Annotated in this window: 15 protein-coding genes and 1 other annotated feature; all 15 genes read right to left on the bottom strand. The window is 36.9% G+C overall.

Annotated features, from left to right (window positions below):
- Positions 1 to 36 precede the first annotated feature (36 nt).
- Entirely contained in the window at positions 37 to 1,446 is a 1,410-nt protein-coding gene (locus ABH960_RS05345) for an Rne/Rng family ribonuclease (RefSeq protein WP_113935649.1), read from the bottom strand.
- Between the two features lie 42 nt (positions 1,447 to 1,488).
- On the bottom strand, positions 1,489 to 2,349 hold the full coding sequence (locus ABH960_RS05350; RefSeq protein ID WP_002088816.1) for a M50 family metallopeptidase: 861 nt from the start codon (positions 2,347 to 2,349) through the stop codon (positions 1,489 to 1,491).
- Complete coding sequence (locus ABH960_RS05355) at positions 2,342 to 3,088, bottom strand: M23 family metallopeptidase (RefSeq protein WP_002034147.1); 747 nt, start codon at positions 3,086 to 3,088, stop codon at positions 2,342 to 2,344. The genes ABH960_RS05350 and ABH960_RS05355 overlap by 8 nt, the downstream gene beginning before the upstream one ends.
- 133 nt (positions 3,089 to 3,221) lie before the next feature.
- The gene (minD, locus tag ABH960_RS05360; RefSeq protein ID WP_000503308.1) at positions 3,222 to 4,019 is read right to left on the bottom strand and encodes a septum site-determining protein MinD; all 798 of its coding nucleotides are present in this window, start codon (positions 4,017 to 4,019) and stop codon (positions 3,222 to 3,224) included.
- Between the two features lie 2 nt (positions 4,020 to 4,021).
- Positions 4,022 to 4,708 (bottom strand): septum site-determining protein MinC, encoded by a 687-nt coding sequence (gene minC / locus ABH960_RS05365; protein ID WP_002015372.1) that lies wholly within the window; start codon positions 4,706 to 4,708, stop codon positions 4,022 to 4,024.
- 35 nt (positions 4,709 to 4,743) lie between these two features.
- The gene (gene mreD, locus ABH960_RS05370) at positions 4,744 to 5,289 is read right to left on the bottom strand and encodes a rod shape-determining protein MreD (RefSeq protein WP_002015371.1); all 546 of its coding nucleotides are present in this window, start codon (positions 5,287 to 5,289) and stop codon (positions 4,744 to 4,746) included.
- 14 nt (positions 5,290 to 5,303) lie between these two features.
- Entirely contained in the window at positions 5,304 to 6,155 is an 852-nt protein-coding gene (gene mreC / locus ABH960_RS05375; RefSeq protein WP_002138478.1) for a rod shape-determining protein MreC, read from the bottom strand.
- A 41-nt stretch (positions 6,156 to 6,196) separates the two neighbouring features.
- Complete coding sequence (gene mreB / locus ABH960_RS05380; RefSeq protein WP_002015369.1) at positions 6,197 to 7,216, bottom strand: cell shape-determining protein MreB; 1,020 nt, start codon at positions 7,214 to 7,216, stop codon at positions 6,197 to 6,199.
- 158 nt (positions 7,217 to 7,374) lie between these two features.
- On the bottom strand, positions 7,375 to 8,052 hold the full coding sequence (radC, locus tag ABH960_RS05385) for a DNA repair protein RadC (protein WP_002015368.1): 678 nt from the start codon (positions 8,050 to 8,052) through the stop codon (positions 7,375 to 7,377).
- 50 nt (positions 8,053 to 8,102) lie between these two features.
- On the bottom strand, positions 8,103 to 8,678 hold the full coding sequence (locus ABH960_RS05390) for a Maf family protein (RefSeq protein WP_002143262.1): 576 nt from the start codon (positions 8,676 to 8,678) through the stop codon (positions 8,103 to 8,105).
- 217 nt (positions 8,679 to 8,895) lie between these two features.
- Positions 8,896 to 9,858, bottom strand: coding sequence for a stage II sporulation protein B (locus ABH960_RS05395; RefSeq protein WP_098167963.1), 963 nt, complete (start codon positions 9,856 to 9,858; stop codon positions 8,896 to 8,898).
- Between the two features lie 164 nt (positions 9,859 to 10,022).
- A complete protein-coding gene (locus tag ABH960_RS05400) occupies positions 10,023 to 11,324 on the bottom strand; it encodes a bifunctional folylpolyglutamate synthase/dihydrofolate synthase (protein WP_113935651.1) in 1,302 nt (433 codons plus the stop codon).
- Between the two features lie 94 nt (positions 11,325 to 11,418).
- Positions 11,419 to 14,064 (bottom strand): valine--tRNA ligase, encoded by a 2,646-nt coding sequence (locus ABH960_RS05405; RefSeq protein WP_002143265.1) that lies wholly within the window; start codon positions 14,062 to 14,064, stop codon positions 11,419 to 11,421.
- 38 nt (positions 14,065 to 14,102) lie between these two features.
- Positions 14,103 to 14,334 (bottom strand) — a binding site (T-box leader).
- 134 nt (positions 14,335 to 14,468) lie between these two features.
- A complete protein-coding gene (ysxE, locus tag ABH960_RS05410; protein WP_002088823.1) occupies positions 14,469 to 15,494 on the bottom strand; it encodes a spore coat protein YsxE in 1,026 nt (341 codons plus the stop codon).
- Between the two features lie 72 nt (positions 15,495 to 15,566).
- Positions 15,567 to 16,574 (bottom strand): stage VI sporulation protein D, encoded by a 1,008-nt coding sequence (spoVID, locus tag ABH960_RS05415; protein ID WP_404443419.1) that lies wholly within the window; start codon positions 16,572 to 16,574, stop codon positions 15,567 to 15,569.
- Between the last annotated feature and the right edge of the window lie 57 nt (positions 16,575 to 16,631).

Here is a 16,631-nt window from a genome sequence, read left to right on the forward strand (position 1 = left end):
TGACTCATTGACTATTGTCAATGAATGTTCTGCTAACTATTTTTTCCGTTCTACAATTTCTTTCTTACTTCCAAAACGGATAATAGCGTACTTTTCGATAATATCATCTTTGAAATAAATTTCAAATGGAATATTTTTTTGTAATTCTTTTTGTGAAAAATGTTTTTGTACTTTTTTTGAAGCACCAATCAATACAGCTTCATCCTCTATATTACCATAAGTAATAAGCTCTCTCTCTAGCTCATACGCAATTGTTTCATTAGATATAACGTAACCTGTCGCTTTACAAGGCGCACACTCTTCTAATAATACGTCACGTAACGAATGTTTCTTGCGCTTACGCGTCATCTCTAAAATACCTAACTCTGTAAACCCAAGCACTCTTGTATATGTGCGATCATCTTGTAAAGCTATCATTAAACGCTCTCTTACCTTCTCTTTATCTTCTCGTCTTTTCATATTAATAAAATCAATTAATATCATCCCGCCAATATCACGAAGTCTTAATTGACGAGCAATCTCTTCAGCAGCCATTTCATTTGTGCGAAATACGGTATCTTGTAAATTTTGTTTTCCAGTAAATTTACCTGTATTCACATCAATTACAGTCATCGTCTCCATTTGTTCTACAATTAGATAGGCACCATTTGGTAGCCACACAATTTTTTGAAGTGCTTTCTCGATTTCACGATCTATTCCAAAATGGTTAAACATCGAAGATTTTTCATTATAAAAGGATACTCTTTCTTTCCCTACTTTTTCTTCTAATTCTTTTACTATACTTCTCGTATCTACAACTATTTTTTCAATTGTTTCAATTGGGTTCTCCTGAAATACACGATCTAAAAACGTCGCTGGTTGATGAAGTAGTAAGGGCGCCTTCCCTTGATCTTCTTTTCTTTTTAGCTCTTCATATAACTGCTGCAACCCTTGCATTTCAGCTTGTATTTCATCGATCGTTCCTTTTTCAGAAGCAGAACGGAAAATGTATCCACCTGTTCCTTCTACTTCAATTCCCAGTAACTGTTGTCTTCTTTTATTATTTTTTATTTTCCGAGAAACAGCGCGCATGTCATCATAGGGCATGTAAACGACATATTTTCCGGTAAATTCTATCTTCGCCGTTAATTTTGGCCCCTTCGTATCAATTGCCTCTTTCACAACTTGTACAAGTATCGCCTGTCCTTCATGTATGCGATATGAAGATGGTACATCATCAAATGAAAGATATGCATGTTTTTCTAATCCGATATTTACAAAGGCTGCGTTCATTCCAGCAATTGTTCTTACGATACGCCCAACATAAATATGTCCGACAATCTCCTGCTCTTCATTCCGTTTCCATAAAAGCTCGACAACTTTTTGCTTCTCTTCTATCGCAACACGCTTTTCCGAACCAGTGTAGTTAATATATAACGTCTTCAAAATTCTTTCCTCACTTTTCATTTCTTTTCCTTACAATATAAAAGGTTAGTGTCGTCGTCAACACTAACCAATTAATTCTTCAACAGATGAGGTTGTTCGTTTTTCAGCAAAATACGCATACAACAATTCATTTTCGTCCAATGTGTAATGCTCTTTATATTTTCCATGGACGATAATAGAGTGTTTATATCCTCTGCGAAATTTTGTGAAAATCGTATATAAATGATCTTCCGTTTTCACCTCAATAGGTGCTATTTTTTCAATATCTCTTTTATTCCCATAATAACGCTCTAATAAAAAACGCATAAATGCGTACCGTCTTTGTTTCCATTCTTGATATAAAGAAATCGCTAGAAAAACGAGTAATACCCACATCATAATGTTATTACTATTCCAAAGTAACTGCCATCCTAATATTACACTAAAAAAAACACATGACAATTTCATCATCTTTTCATGTGCTTGTAAATAGGGAAAACGATATGATAATACATTAAATAATACTTTTCCACCATCAAGTGGCCAAATAGGCAATAAATTAAACCCTAAAATAATGACATTATTCCATACAAAGAAATGGTACAAATCGTCTGTTACCCAGCCCGCTTTATACAAAATGTAAGCGACCGCAATCATCCATATATGCTGAATTGGCCCCGCCATAACGACAATTAATTCTTCTTTTAACGATTTGTTCCCATGTTCTTCCATCTCAACTACGCCACCAAACGGCAAAAGCTGAATTTGTTTAATACGCCAATTATAATACGCTGCGGCAAATGCATGCCCAAGTTCATGAACTAAAACGATACAAAATAGTAATAGTAACTCTTTAAAACGTGCTGTAAAAATACCAATGACAATAATAACCCAAAACAACGGATGCACAGAAATTTTCGTGAAAACATCCCTATATTTAATCAAATGAAATCACCTGAATTGGATCAATAAATTTTTCATTCTTTTTTATTGCAAAATAAAATTTTCCATTTTTATTGTTTTCATCATTACTCACTATTCCAATTTTTTGTTTCTTTGAAACGTAATCATATAATTTTACTGACATATCATTTAAATTTGCATACCATGACTCCGTGCCATCAGCGTGCTGAATTTGAACTGTATTTCCAAGTTCCTCTTTCTTGCCCGCAAAAACAACTATACCTTCATTTACTGACTCCACCGTTGCATTTGTAGCCGTTTGAACAAATACACCCTGGCCGTTTTTTTGAAATCCTTGCATCACCTTTCCAGAGGCAGGAATCGCATAATCCTTTTGCTGAATAGCCTCTTCTTTTTTCTCATTTGGAGAAAAGAACACGAGAGGTTTTCCAAACTGATTTTCATACCATTTCGATATAGTAGCAAATTGAAATTCTTCTTGCATAACTTTTTCTGTAACAGCTCTAGTACCATCAAAAGAAGAAGGTGCGTTCTTAAATAAAATAGCAACCGAAAGAACTAATATTGCTGATAGCAAAACTTTGAAGAGAAAAACTTCTTTTCGAAATAGAGGATGAATTTCCTTCTCCCCCTCTTCAATAAAGACCGTTTCGCTATCAAAATCTCCTCCCGCAAAATACTGCTCTTCTTCTAGCAATTCTTGCTCTGCTTTCCTTTTCGCAATCCGCTTTTTAATTTCTTCCACACGTCTATTCTTCATACTGTCTCCTTTCTTTCGTTAGCCTTATTCAAATAGAAACAGTTATATACAGTTTGTACATATGTATGAGTTATAGAAGGAAGATATTCATGCGAAGAAAAAAGAAAGCACTCCGCATTTATGCGAAGTGCTTTTAACGGATTCCAAAGAAATTTTTCATCTTTGTAAATACCGATACTTTTTCTTGTTCAAATGCTTGTAATGGTACATTCTCACCTAACAAGCGTCTTGCAATATTACGATAAGCTATTGCTGCTTTCCCACTAGGTTGCAGCGCTACAGGTTCACCTGTATTCGTAGCACGAATAACTTCATCATCATCCTCGACAACTCCAAGAAGCTCGATTGACAGTGTACGTACGATTTCATCAACGTCTAACATATCCTGTTCATGAAGCATATGACTACGCACACGGTTAATGACAAGTTTCGGTGGTTCAATATCCTCTTTCTCTAAAAGCCCGATAATACGATCCGCATCACGCATTGAGGATACTTCTGGTGTTGTTACAACGATTGCTTTATCCGCACCTGCTACTGCATTTTTAAACCCCTGCTCAATCCCCGCAGGACAATCAATTAATATGTAATCATAATCTTGACGTAATACTTGTATTAATTCATCCATTTGTTCAGGTGTTACCGCCGATTTATCGCTCGTTTGTGCTGCAGGTAATAAATAAAGATCATCAAAACGCTTATCTTTAATAAGAGCCTGAGGTAAACGACAACGCCCTTCAACGACATCAACAAGATCAAATACAATACGATTTTCTAGCCCCATTACTACGTCTAAATTGCGTAAACCGATATCTGTATCAATTAAACACACTTTTTTTCCAGATAACGCAAGGGCTGTACCAATGTTCGCAGACGTTGTAGTTTTACCTACTCCGCCTTTTCCAGATGTAATTACTATTGCCTCTCCCACAGCTATACAATTCCCCTTTCTAACTTTGTTAAATTAGGTCTAAGATGAGTGAGAAGTTGCAGGCGATCGACAACAATGTGATTATTCTCATTAATGTACGCACATTCTGCCGCCTCTGCTCCGTCTTCTTTCTCTTCCGGAGCCCGCATTGTCACATCACTAATTCGGAGTTGCATAGGGTTCATAATAGATGCAGCAATAACAGCTTCTGAATCTCCATCATACCCCGCATGTGCAATTCCTCTTAATGATCCCAAGACAAAAATATTCCCCCCAGCGATAACCGTTCCGCCTGGATTAACATCTCCAATTAATAATAAATTGCCTTTTACATGTAACACTTGTCCAGAGCGAACAATTTTGGAAATAGGGACAATTTCTGTTTCTTCTTTCCAAGCTATTGCTTCTGCTTTTGTTATAACATCACTTTCGATTGATTCTACAACAAGGTTCTTCTTATTGCGAATTAACGTACGAATCTCTTCTTGTTGTACTTCTGTTAAATAGCGATTTCCTACTTTAACACGCACTTCAATTAAAGAACGTCCGTCACTCTCATAGTAATGTGTAGAAAGCTTTTCATCCAATTCTTTTAGTAGCTCAGAGAATGAACAGCAATCATCTAAATGAAGTGTTATTCCATCTTTTGTCCCTTTTATCGTTACATTTTGTTGCTTTTTTTCTTCCACTAAAGTTCACCCCACCGATTCAATTCGACATAAAATTAGAAAATCCTTTTTTCTTTTTCTTCTATCGCTTTTGAAAGACGCACTAAATATCGTCTCAGTGGGAAACAAACTATTAATAAGAAAATTCCATTTAGCAATAAAGTAGCAAGGAGACGATCTGTGAAAAAGACAGATGCTGACATGTGAGTACGTCCTAACAAAGTTAAAAACCCATACACATAATACTCTAATGCTGCAATGCCAGCCAGTACGATAGAAGCGACAATAAATAAATTCAATTGTAATACTTTCATCACACTATAAACTAAATAAGCTAAAATCGGATAAGCAAATATATATATACCGACAAGTTCCGTGTATACGGTATCAAATAAGAAACCAAATAATAGTCCGTAGTAAATCCCTTGAACCGGACTATAGTACACTGTAATAAAACATAACACAATTATAAAGAAATGCGGTGCTGCTATACTGCCTTTCCAAAAGACGTCTGTTGGAACAACAGTAGAGAACATATTTTCAAATAAAAAAACAAAAAGGAGCAAAAGAGGAAGAGCTGCTCTTTTTAAAATCGTCATCATCTCTTCTCTCCCTCCTATTCTAACGGCGCTGTAGGCATATCACGTTTTGCAACTATAATATGCTCTACATCATTCAAATCAGCGGATGGTTTTACATAAGCTGTTTTTGTTAAACCGTATGGATCTGGCTGAACATCAACAATTTTCCCAATCGCAAGACCTTTTGGGAAGATATCACCAAGTCCAGATGTTACAACTAGTTGATCTTTTTCTACTTTTGCATCAGAGCTAATCTTTGTGAAAAGAAGTAGTTGTTTTTCTTTATCGTAACCTTCAATTAATCCAAAGATATTTTCTTGTCCTTGTACAATAGCAGAAACACGGTTTGTTCGGCTCATCGAACTTAACAACTCTACTGAAGATGTAAACTGAGATACACTTTTTACGCGTCCAACTAAACCTTTCGGAGTTACAACAGCCATATCTTTTTTGATCCCCTGCTGTGCTCCTTTATCAATTCCAACTAAATCGTACCATTTATCGGGATTACGAGAAACCACACTAGCTTGTACTTCCGTATAATCACCACGGGACTTTTCTTTACCAGTTAATTCTCGTAGTTTTTTATTCTCATCGTCTAAATTTTTCACTACTGCAGATAAATCTGCGGTAGAATCTAATTTTGCTTTCAGCTTTTTATTCTCTTCATACGTGCGCTTTACATCTTCTACGTTCTCGAAGAATCCGGCAACATAATTCGCTGGCTTTTGGAATACACGTTCTACAACACCGACAGTATCTTTTATAAACTGCTCTGGCCATGATAAACTGTTCCGTTCTTTCAATGAGATTCCAATCAATGCCACGAGAAGAATAATACTAACTAACAAAACAATTAATCTTTTGTTTAAGAAAAACTGTGGCACGTTCACACCCTCTTAATTTCATTGATTTTTATTTTGCAATATTATCGAGCAGCAGTTTTGAAAAGGTCGATATTGTCTAATGCTTTACCCGTTCCAATTGCTACGCAATCTAATGGATCCTCTGCAACAAGAACTGGCATATTTGTTTCTTCACTAATAACTTTATCTAAGTTACGTAGTAATGCCCCGCCACCCGTTAATACGATACCGCGGTCCATAATATCCGCTGCTAATTCAGGTGGAGTTTTTTCTAACGTATTTTTAACTGATTCTACAATTGCATCTACTGTATCTTTTAATGCATCTGCAATTTCTTCTGGTTGAATTAGTACTGTTTTAGGTAAACCACTTACTAAATCACGACCGCGAATTTCCATAGGCTCAATACCTTCTGGCTCGCCTGCAGAACCGATTTCTAACTTTAGTGCTTCTGCTGTTCTTTCACCAATCATTAAGTTGTAGCTTTTCTTAATGTACTGAATGATTGAATCGTCCATATCATCACCAGCAACACGAACTGATTGACTTGTTACGATACCACCTAAAGAAATAATTGCAACTTCTGTTGTACCACCACCGATATCAACAACCATACTACCAGTCGGCTCCCAAACAGGTAAGTTTGCACCAATTGCTGCTGCAAATGGCTCTTCGATTGGATAAGCATCACGAGCACCAGCTTGACGAGTCGCATCGATTACTGCACGTCTTTCTACAGCTGTAATACCAGATGGTACACATACCATTACATATGGTTTACGTGAGAAGAATCCATTTGATTTTTGAGCTTGTTGAATGTAGTATTTCATCATTATTGCTGTTGTTTCGTAATCAGCAATTACACCATCTTTCATAGGGCGAAGTGCCACTACATTTCCTGGTGTACGACCAATCATTTGTTTTGCATCGCTACCTACCGCAACGATTTGTTTCGTATCAGTTTGTAATGCTACTACTGAAGGTTCACGTAAAACTACACCTTTCCCTTTCACATATACAAGCGTGTTCGCCGTTCCTAAGTCTATTCCAAGATCGCGAGTAAATCCACCAAATCCAAACATATCATTTATCTTCCCTTCTTATTTTCACGGACTCATTTTTCTTACTTTATATTTATAAAAACAGTACGTTTTTTTATATCTGCATCCTTTTTGTAGATAATTTTCTACAAAAAACTCATAAATCACATTATAAAACAAAATAAGTAAAAAGAATAGTCTTAAATATGACCTTTTTCCTTTAAACTCACGAATTTATGGTCACCTATTATGATATGATCAAGTACTTCAATTCCGATAATTCGACCACATTCTACTAATCGTTTTGTAACTTCAATATCTTCACGGCTCGGCGCCGGATCTCCTGAGGGATGGTTATGAAGACATATAATAGAGGCTGCTGCCCGACGGAACGCTTCTTTAAAAACTTCCCTTGGGTGCACAATCGACGTATTTAAACTTCCAATAAAAATAGTTTGCCTATGTATAACTTGATTTTTCGTATTCAAATATAAACAAACAAAATGCTCCTGTTGCAAAAAACGCATCTCTTCCATCATATAACTCGCACAATCTTCTGGACTTCGAATACTATATCTATTTTGATATTCTAAACGTACCATTCTTCTACCTAATTCAAAAGCAGCCATAAGCTGCGACGCCTTTGCAATCCCAACACCATGAATGCTCATCATCTCTTCTAACGTTGCATCCTTTAACATTCGTAAGCCGTCAAAATGATGTAGAATATTATCTGATAACGTTAACACCGTTTCTTCTTTAGAACCCGTTCTGAGTAAAACTGCAAGAAGTTCTCGATTCGATAAACTTCCTGCTCCTTCTAACAATAAACGCTCCCGTGGCTGTTCTTCTCTCACAACATCACGAATACCGTTCATCTCTCCACCCCTTTTTTTACGATTTCTCCTAAAGAAAACCCCATGCAATTTTACACATGGGTTACATCGCTATCAAACTGTTTTAATTCACGGACAAGACGTGCAATTGGCAAGCCAACTACACTGTAGTAGTCCCCTTGAATATGTTGAACAAAAATAGACCCTTTACCTTGAATTCCATAGCTTCCTGCCTTATCAAGTGGTTCCTTCGATGCAACGTATACGTCTATTTCTTCTTCTGTTAATCCCCAAAATGTTACTTCTGTACGTTCATAAAAAGTTACAGTTTTTTCTTTCGATATAATTGCAACACCTGTGTATACTTCGTGTGTTTTCCCTGATAATAATTGTAGCATTTCTTTCGCCTCAGCCCCATTAGACGGCTTTCCAAGAATACGCGAATCATATGTAACAATTGTATCTGCACCTAGTACAACTTGATTACTATGGTTTTCTGCCACAGCAGATGCTTTTTGCAAAGCAAGCGACATGACAATATCAGAAGGTGATGAATATGCACCAATCTTCTCTTCTACTTCACTAACAACGATGTCAAATGGCACATCTGCTAATTCAAGCAGTTCCTTCCTCCTAGGTGAGCCTGAAGCTAAAATAATTTTCCTCATATTTTCTCCTTCCCTTCTCACATGAAGCAGAATAATTCAAATCAATCGTATCAAAGGAATAGTTTCCCCACAAATTCTAGAAATATCATTTTCTCTAAACAAAATAATAGTTCTTTTTAAATACGATTATATGCTGCCCATACAGAAAGCACTTTGTTCTAAATTCAAAAGAAAAGAAAGAAGTATATGTACTTCTTTCCCCTTCATCATTATCTTATTATTTTACTTTTTGTGAAACCATTTTTTCATACGAAAGTATACCATCAATAATAACTTGATTTAATTTAGCTACAGATTCCTTATCGCTCTTCCCTTCCTTAATCGTTTGCACCGCTATTGACGTATACGTATAAAGCTTCTTTGCATCTTCACGCTTCATACTCTTCCCTTCCTTTTCCATAGCTTTCCACTCTTTTTGAATCGCTTCTATATCTTTTGGATTACTTTTTCCACTAGTTTGTACGCTGGACACATATTTTGCTAAATGAGTATATAATGGCTGCACTTTCGCTAAAAACATTCCTACTTCTTTATCATTTTTGAGCAATGCTTTATCTGTAATATCCCAATTTTTTTTCAAAACTGAAACACCATCTTGCTTATACTGATCTATTAATTGATTAACAGCCTGTTCATCGCTCGTAATAGCAACAACTAACGCATACTTATCACCACTCGGTTTCAAAGTAGCCACGCCCCCATTACTTTTCCACTCTTCAATAGCAGCCTGTCCTTTTTCTTCAGAGGAATAAAGCCCTCCTTGAACGAAAAATAGTTTCATTGGGTCTAATGACGTTCCTACCTGTGCTTTTGGTTTTTCCTCTTTCGGTGTTGGTGTTTGTTCTGCCGTTCCACCCACCTTTTGTTCCTCATTACCTGCCTGCTTCGAAGCCGTTACCTTACCTTCTTCTGTCGTCCCTTGTCCAGTTAATAAATGAATCATACCCATCCCAAATGCAGTACCAATAATTATTGCAGTTGCAACGATTGCGATTATTGTATTGCTCCACTTCTTTCGATATTTTTCCATAGATACTGATTTCGCTTTTTGAAACGGAACGACATTTTTCGGTCTCTCACTTTCTGCTACCATCCAGTCAAACTCATCCTTCTTTTTTTCCTCATACTTCGCTTCTGTTCCATTTACTTTCACCGAGATCGTTCGTGATTGCTTGTCCATACACTCACACCTCACCTCTTGTCATTGTCCGCATCATATCATATTCATTCCACAAAAAAACGAGATATTTGTCAGAGGAATTCGTCAAATAACCCTATATTATTATCTTATATGTATGCATTTGACTTCATTTGTAGAACAAAAAACTAGATAGCAAAGACTATCTAGTTTTTCTCGCGAATATATTTTCGAACTTCAGAAATGAAATAAAGAGAACCTGTTATGATAAAGACATCATTTTCTCCAATCATATCAACTTTTGTATCAATTGCCTCTTTCCAATCTTCAAAAACTAATTTTGATTCTTGTTGTGAATACGATGCAAGCTTGTCAGCAGAAATGGCACGATCAAAGGCAAACGTCGTAAATATTATTTCATCAGCAACTTTTTCTAATTGCCCTACCATGTTATGTAACTGTTTGTCACCAAGAGCAGTAAATAAAACTATTACATTCTTCTTTTTATAATGTGCCTCTACTGTTTTTACAAGACTTTCAATACCTTCTGGATTATGAGCACCATCTATTATAATATCTGGATTACTTTGTAACTTTTCAAATCGACCAATCCAGTATGCTTCTTGTAAGCCAGCTTTTATTTCCTCTTCATTAATTAAAAATGATAAATATGTTTTTAAATACATGACTGCCATAAGTGCTAGCGCTGCATTGCCTACTTGATGAATACCTTTCATTGAAATCCGAACATTTTCAAACGAGGCGAATGGACAAGCAAAATCAAAATGTTCCCCATCTTTATTAGAATGTTTATGTAATGTTGTAAACTGTTTTCCAAATTCATATAAGCTTGCATGATTTTCCTTAGCAACCTTTTGAATTACTTGCAATGCTTCTTCATTTTTCACACCAGTAATAACTGGAACACCAGACTTAATAATCCCTGCCTTTTCATATGCAATTTCTCCTAGTGTATTGCCTAAAATATGCATATGATCGTGACCGATATTCGTAATAATCGTGAGAACCGGATGAATAACATTTGTAGAATCAAATCTTCCCCCAAGCCCCGTTTCAAATAAAACGACATCACAGAAATTAACTCTACCGAAATAATAAATTGCCATTACTGTAATAATTTCAAACTCAGTCGCTTCTCCTAAATCCGTCTCATCTAATTTTTCAACGACTGGCTTTACCATATTTACAAGTTCTGCAATCTCTTCATCTGCAATCGGTATTCCGTTTACACTAATACGTTCATTGAATGTTTCTATGTAAGGCGATGTAAACGATCCTACTTTATATTTCGCACCTTCTAACATGTAGCGCATGTATGTTAAAGTTGAACCTTTTCCATTTGTGCCGGCTAGATGAACACATTTTATATGACGCTCTGGATTTCCGAGTTCTTCTAACATCCATTGCATTCTTTCTAGCCCTGGTTTTATCCCAAATTTCAATCGGCTATGAATCCAGTTTATCGCTTCTTCGTATGTATGTATCACGTGTGTTATTCCCCTTTCAAAAGACAACCTTCATACTTCTATTATACGCAAAGAAAAGAGACTCACCAATATAGTGAGTCTCTGAAAAACATTTTTATTTCTCAAGATCAGCTAGACGTTGACGAACCGCTTCGCGTTTTTCTAGATAATCTTGCTCTTTCGCACGCTCTCCGTCAATAACTTCTGCAGGAGCTTTCGCTACGAATCCTTGGTTTGAAAGTTTCTTCTGTACACGTTCTACTTCTTTACCAAACTTCTCAAGTTCTTTTTCAAGACGCGCTTTCTCTTCATCAAGATTGATAAGATCAGCTAACGGTAAGAATAACTCTGCACCTGATACGATTGCAGTCATCGCTTTTTCTGGCGCTTGTAAATCAATCTTAATTGTTAGTTCACTTGGGTTACAGAAACGCTCAATGTAAGAGCTGTTTTTCGTAAGCTGGGCTAGTACTGCCTCGTCTTTTGCTTTAATTTGCATTTGAACTTTTTTGCTCATTGGCGTATTTACTTCCGCACGGATGTTACGAACAGAGCGAATGATATCAACTAGAAGGTGCATTTCCGCTGCCGCTTCTTTATCTTGTAAATCTTCGCGAACTGTTGGCCATGCTGCTACTGTAATAGACTCGCCTTCATGCGGTAAATGCTGCCAAATTTTCTCTGTTACAAATGGCATGAATGGATGTAATAGACGCATTGTTTGGTCTAATACGTAAGCTAAAATCGAACGAGTTGTTTTCTTAGCTGCTTCATCTTCACCGTATAGTGGAAGTTTCGCCATCTCAATGTACCAGTCACAGAAATCATCCCAAATGAAGTTGTATAATGAACGACCAGCTTCACCGAACTCATATTTATCCATGTTACGTGTTACACTTTCGATTGTTTCGTTTAAGCGAGTTAAAATCCACTTATCTGCAACTGATTTTTCACCAGTTAAATCGATTTCTTCATACTTCATGTCATCCATGTTCATTAATACGAAACGTGATGCGTTCCAAATTTTATTAATGAAGTTCCAAGTAGATTCTACTTTTTCCATGCTGAAACGTAAATCTTGACCTGGTGCACTTCCTGTTGATAAGAAGTAACGCATCGCATCTGCACCGTACTTCTCGATAACATCCATCGGATCAATACCGTTACCAAGAGATTTACTCATTTTACGTCCTTGCTCATCACGAACTAAACCGTGAATTAATACATCTTTAAATGGACGCTCTCCTGTAAACTCTAAACCTTGGAAAATCATACGAGATACCCAGAAGAAGATGATGTCATAACCAGTTACTAAAGCATCTGTTGAATAGAACTTTTTAAAGTCTGCTGCATCTTCATTCGGCCAGCCAAGTGTTGAGAATGGCCATAATGCTGAACTGAACCATGTATCAAGCACGTCATTATCTTGATTCCAGTTTTCAAGATCTGCTGGCGCTTCTGTACCTACGTATACTTCACCAGTTTCTTTATGATACCAAGCTGGAATGCGGTGTCCCCACCATAATTGACGAGAAATACACCAGTCATGAATGTTTTCCATCCAGCGTAAGTATGTGTTTTCAAAACGCTCTGGTACGAACGTTACTTTTTCTTCTTCTTTTTGTTGAAGTTCTACCGCTTTTTCTGCAAGTGGAGCCATTTTTACGAACCATTGTGTTGATAAATAAGGCTCAACAACTGCACCGCTACGCTCACTATGACCTACTGAGTGCATATGAGGCTCGATTTCTACTAATACGCCAGCTTCTTGTAAGTCTTTCACTAACTCTTTACGGCATTCGAAACGATCCATACCGTTATACTTACCAGCTTTTTCGTTCATCGTTCCATCTTCGTTCATTACTAAAATACGTGGTAAGTCATGACGGTTACCTACTTCAAAGTCATTCGGGTCATGAGCTGGTGTAATTTTCACAACGCCTGTTCCGAAGTCTTTTTCTACGTATTCATCAGCAATAATCGGAATCTCTCGGCCTACGATTGGAAGTGTAACTGTTTTTCCGATTAAATGTTTGTAGCGATCATCTTCTGGATGAACTGCTACCGCTGTATCACCAAGCATTGTTTCTGGACGAGTAGTTGCAAGGCGAATGTGACCAGAACCGTCTGTTAGCGGATAGTTCATATGGTAGAATGCACCTTGAACTTCTTTATGAATTACTTCAATATCAGAAAGAGCTGTGCGTGTTGCTGGATCCCAGTTGATGATATACTCACCGCGGTAAATTAAGCCTTTTTCATATAATTGAACGAATACTTTATTAACAGCGTTAGATAAACCTTCGTCTAATGTGAAGCGTTCACGAGAATAGTCTAGTCCTAAACCAACTTTCCCCCATTGTTGACGAATGTGAGAAGCGTATTCTTCTTTCCATTCCCAAGCTTTTTCAAGGAATTTCTCACGACCAAGATCGTAACGTGAAATACCTTCTTCACGAAGTTTCCCTTCTACTTTCGCTTGCGTTGCGATACCAGCATGATCCATTCCTGGAAGCCATAATACATCGTAACCTTGCATACGCTTTGTACGAGTTAAAATATCTTGAAGCGTCGTATCCCAGGCGTGACCTAAGTGTAACTTACCAGTTACGTTCGGAGGTGGAATTACAATTGTATATGGTTGTTTCTTCTCATCTCCTGTTGCTTCGAAATATTTGCCTTCAAGCCACCACTTGTAAAGGCCTTCTTCAACGGACATATGATCATATTTAGTTGGTAAATTATTTTCCGTGTTTGACATTATTTTCCCTCCTTAAAATAAAAAATGCCCCTCATCCAAAAAAGGACGAGGGACATCGCGGTACCACCTTTATTTACAAACAAATTCAGAATTTGCTTATACTCTTAATTTGATAACGGACAAATCCGTCTTTTCCTAATAAGAATCATTCCGTTCAGAAAAGATGCTCCAGGGCTACCTTCTAACATAACTATCTAGAGAACCTCCCAGCCAATGGTTCCCCTCTCTGAAGACGTTTCATGTTATACTCTTCCCCTTCAATGCATTTATGTGATTGTTAATTATTATATACAATAGTGTAAAAAACGAAACCTTATTCGTCAAGATAAATTTGAAACTACGGCTTTTATCTCTTTATGGAACTAATAAAAAAAGATAAGCAGGGTTCTCCCTACTTATCTTCTTTATCCGTTCCCTTGCTGGGCAGCTTGTAATTGCGAAAGGAAATATTCTGTATTACTAATGAGCCAATGCGATTGCTGCAGAATTTTCACCCCGCGAAGCTCATTTTCTTCATTACGACTCTTTCTTCTTTTCGTATACGACTGAATTTGCCGAATAAAATGCGACGGGTACGTCATATACGCAAACATAAGAAGCTGCTCCTCTTTCGTAAATGGAAAATTTTTTTGATACATTTGATACCATTCAAAGCGGTCGCTCCGCGCAATTGGATATGTGTTCAAAGACCTTGAATAAAAGCTGACGATATCCTGTACCGGTGTAGCAAACTGAGACTTTTCTAAACTAATAAAATAACCGTTTCGTTCATAATCAAATAAAAAGTGATTAAGCGATACATTTCCATGAACGAAAGTAGTACGTGTTTTTTCCTTTTCTTTCATTGCATCATGCCATTCACTTAATTGTTTCGTTGCGAACTCACGTGCTCTCATAACGTGGTGATAATACGTACAATATTGTAATTCAAATGGAGACATATACCACTTCGCTTCAGATTCTATGAGAAACTCTTCTAATATCTCGCCATCATTTTCCCAACGGTCGGATATATTTGTATAATGTTTTTCTAAATCTTCTTCTGTATAAGTCTCCTCTTTCACCGTTTTTTGATGCAACGTCCCGAGCGTTTGAAACATCTTATGGTATTGATCATTATCTTCGCCGTTTCCTTCCGCACGTTCTAACCAAGGCATTAAATAATAGCTATACGCCCCATCACTTAAAACATAATTCCCGTCCGTCGTGTGATAGATAGGTACATAATTCGAAAAACCTTTCTCCTTCAAATATTGAATATGGTGTAAAAAATTATTCCGCTCTAATTTTCTATCTTGTATTTTCTTTAACGCATACGGACCTTGATTCGTATAAATTTTCATTACACTTCCGTGCTCTTCCATATGCTGAGTGTCCAATCTATATTGCCTCACAATGGGTTCATAGCGATTTCGTAATTCAATATCCATACGAATAACCCTTTCTTATTCAAAACATAGCTTCTAGGAAAAGAAAAGAGGTGAGTGAAAAAACTCACTCACTTATTTCACTGTTGCTTTTGAAACAGGAATATATATAATTTGCCCTGTAGTTAAATATATATCTTCTGATTGATTTACACGATATAAGCTTTGTACAGTCGTTTCATAACGTTCTGCAACCGATTCAATTGTATCTCCTTCTTGTACGAAGTACATTCTTAACTTCGTAAATTCTTCTTCTGGTTCTTTCGTAAATAATTTCGTTAAATAAAGTGCATTTTCATCTCGCTGTGAATATGCTTCTTCCTCTGGCTCTTCCTGCTTTTTCGCTTTTTCTTTCTTGAAATTTTTCCGCCCGAACAATTCAAATTGTGGCGTCTTTTCTTGCTCCTCTTCACGCTCCACAAGTTCATGTTCTTCTAATGCCTCTTCTTCTATTTCTTGCTCTTTTCTTTCCTCTAGCTGAAACGGTTCAAATGCATAATCTTCCCATCCATCTGATTCTTTATAGACTGGTACCTCTTCGTGCAGCACAGGTCTACTTTCATCCTCTTCAGCTGAATCAGCTTCCAACTCAGCATACACCATCTCTTCCTCTTCATCCTCGGTTCTTTCCTCATCACATAAGCCTGTAATAGATATATCCGCTAATAGTTGTAAGCAACCATTTTCCTTTAATTCATAATCAAATTCCTCGATTGATACATATAATTCTTCAATTACTTTCACTCGATTTCTTGGAATTGATATTTCGAGCGGAAAGGAATGGACAAGCTCATTAACCCCGTCTCCCCTTGTTTCTACATAATCAATTGCCTTTGCTGGTGATAGCTCTCTTAATGAATAAGCTGAATCATCTTGCCTTGCAACGTACTCTCCCGTTAAATCTAATTGCCCCCTCACGATAACTTCATGATCGAGCTCCTCTATCTCAACGTCTGGATCTAACGAAATTGACAAAAGTTCTTCGACTTCCTGTCCCTTCTGGAACCAAACAGATTCTTTTAATGAAAATCGTAATGAATGATCTGTTGCCACTTCTATTCCCCCTCCCAAACTATATGTCATTACAGATTTATGTTCCCTAAGGCTACTTTATGAATAAAAAAAATCGCTCCCCTAATG

This window comes from Bacillus sp. RC252 (genome assembly GCF_044909215.1).
Taxonomy (GTDB): Bacteria; Bacillota; Bacilli; order Bacillales; family Bacillaceae_G; genus Bacillus_A; species Bacillus_A mycoides.

Bases quoted from the DNA above. Each gene is read 5' to 3' on its own strand.
- ABH960_RS05355 (WP_002034147.1), bottom strand. From the start codon at position 3,088: ATGAAGAATAGACGTGTGGAAGAAATTAAAAAGCGGATTGCGAAAAGG.
- ABH960_RS05345 (WP_113935649.1), bottom strand. From the start codon at position 1,446: ATGAAAAGTGAGGAAAGAATTTTGAAGACGTTATATATTAACTACACT.
- ysxE (WP_002088823.1), bottom strand. From the start codon at position 15,494: ATGGATATTGAATTACGAAATCGCTATGAACCCATTGTGAGGCAATAT.
- spoVID (WP_404443419.1), bottom strand. From the start codon at position 16,574: ATGACATATAGTTTGGGAGGGGGAATAGAAGTGGCAACAGATCATTCA.
- ABH960_RS05395 (WP_098167963.1), bottom strand. From the start codon at position 9,858: ATGGACAAGCAATCACGAACGATCTCGGTGAAAGTAAATGGAACAGAA.
- mreB (WP_002015369.1), bottom strand. From the start codon at position 7,216: ATGTTTGGATTTGGTGGATTTACTCGCGATCTTGGAATAGACTTAGGA.
- radC (WP_002015368.1), bottom strand. From the start codon at position 8,052: ATGAACGGTATTCGTGATGTTGTGAGAGAAGAACAGCCACGGGAGCGT.
- ABH960_RS05405 (WP_002143265.1), bottom strand. From the start codon at position 14,064: ATGTCAAACACGGAAAATAATTTACCAACTAAATATGATCATATGTCC.
- ABH960_RS05390 (WP_002143262.1), bottom strand. From the start codon at position 8,678: ATGAGGAAAATTATTTTAGCTTCAGGCTCACCTAGGAGGAAGGAACTG.
- mreD (WP_002015371.1), bottom strand. From the start codon at position 5,289: ATGATGACGATTTTAAAAAGAGCAGCTCTTCCTCTTTTGCTCCTTTTT.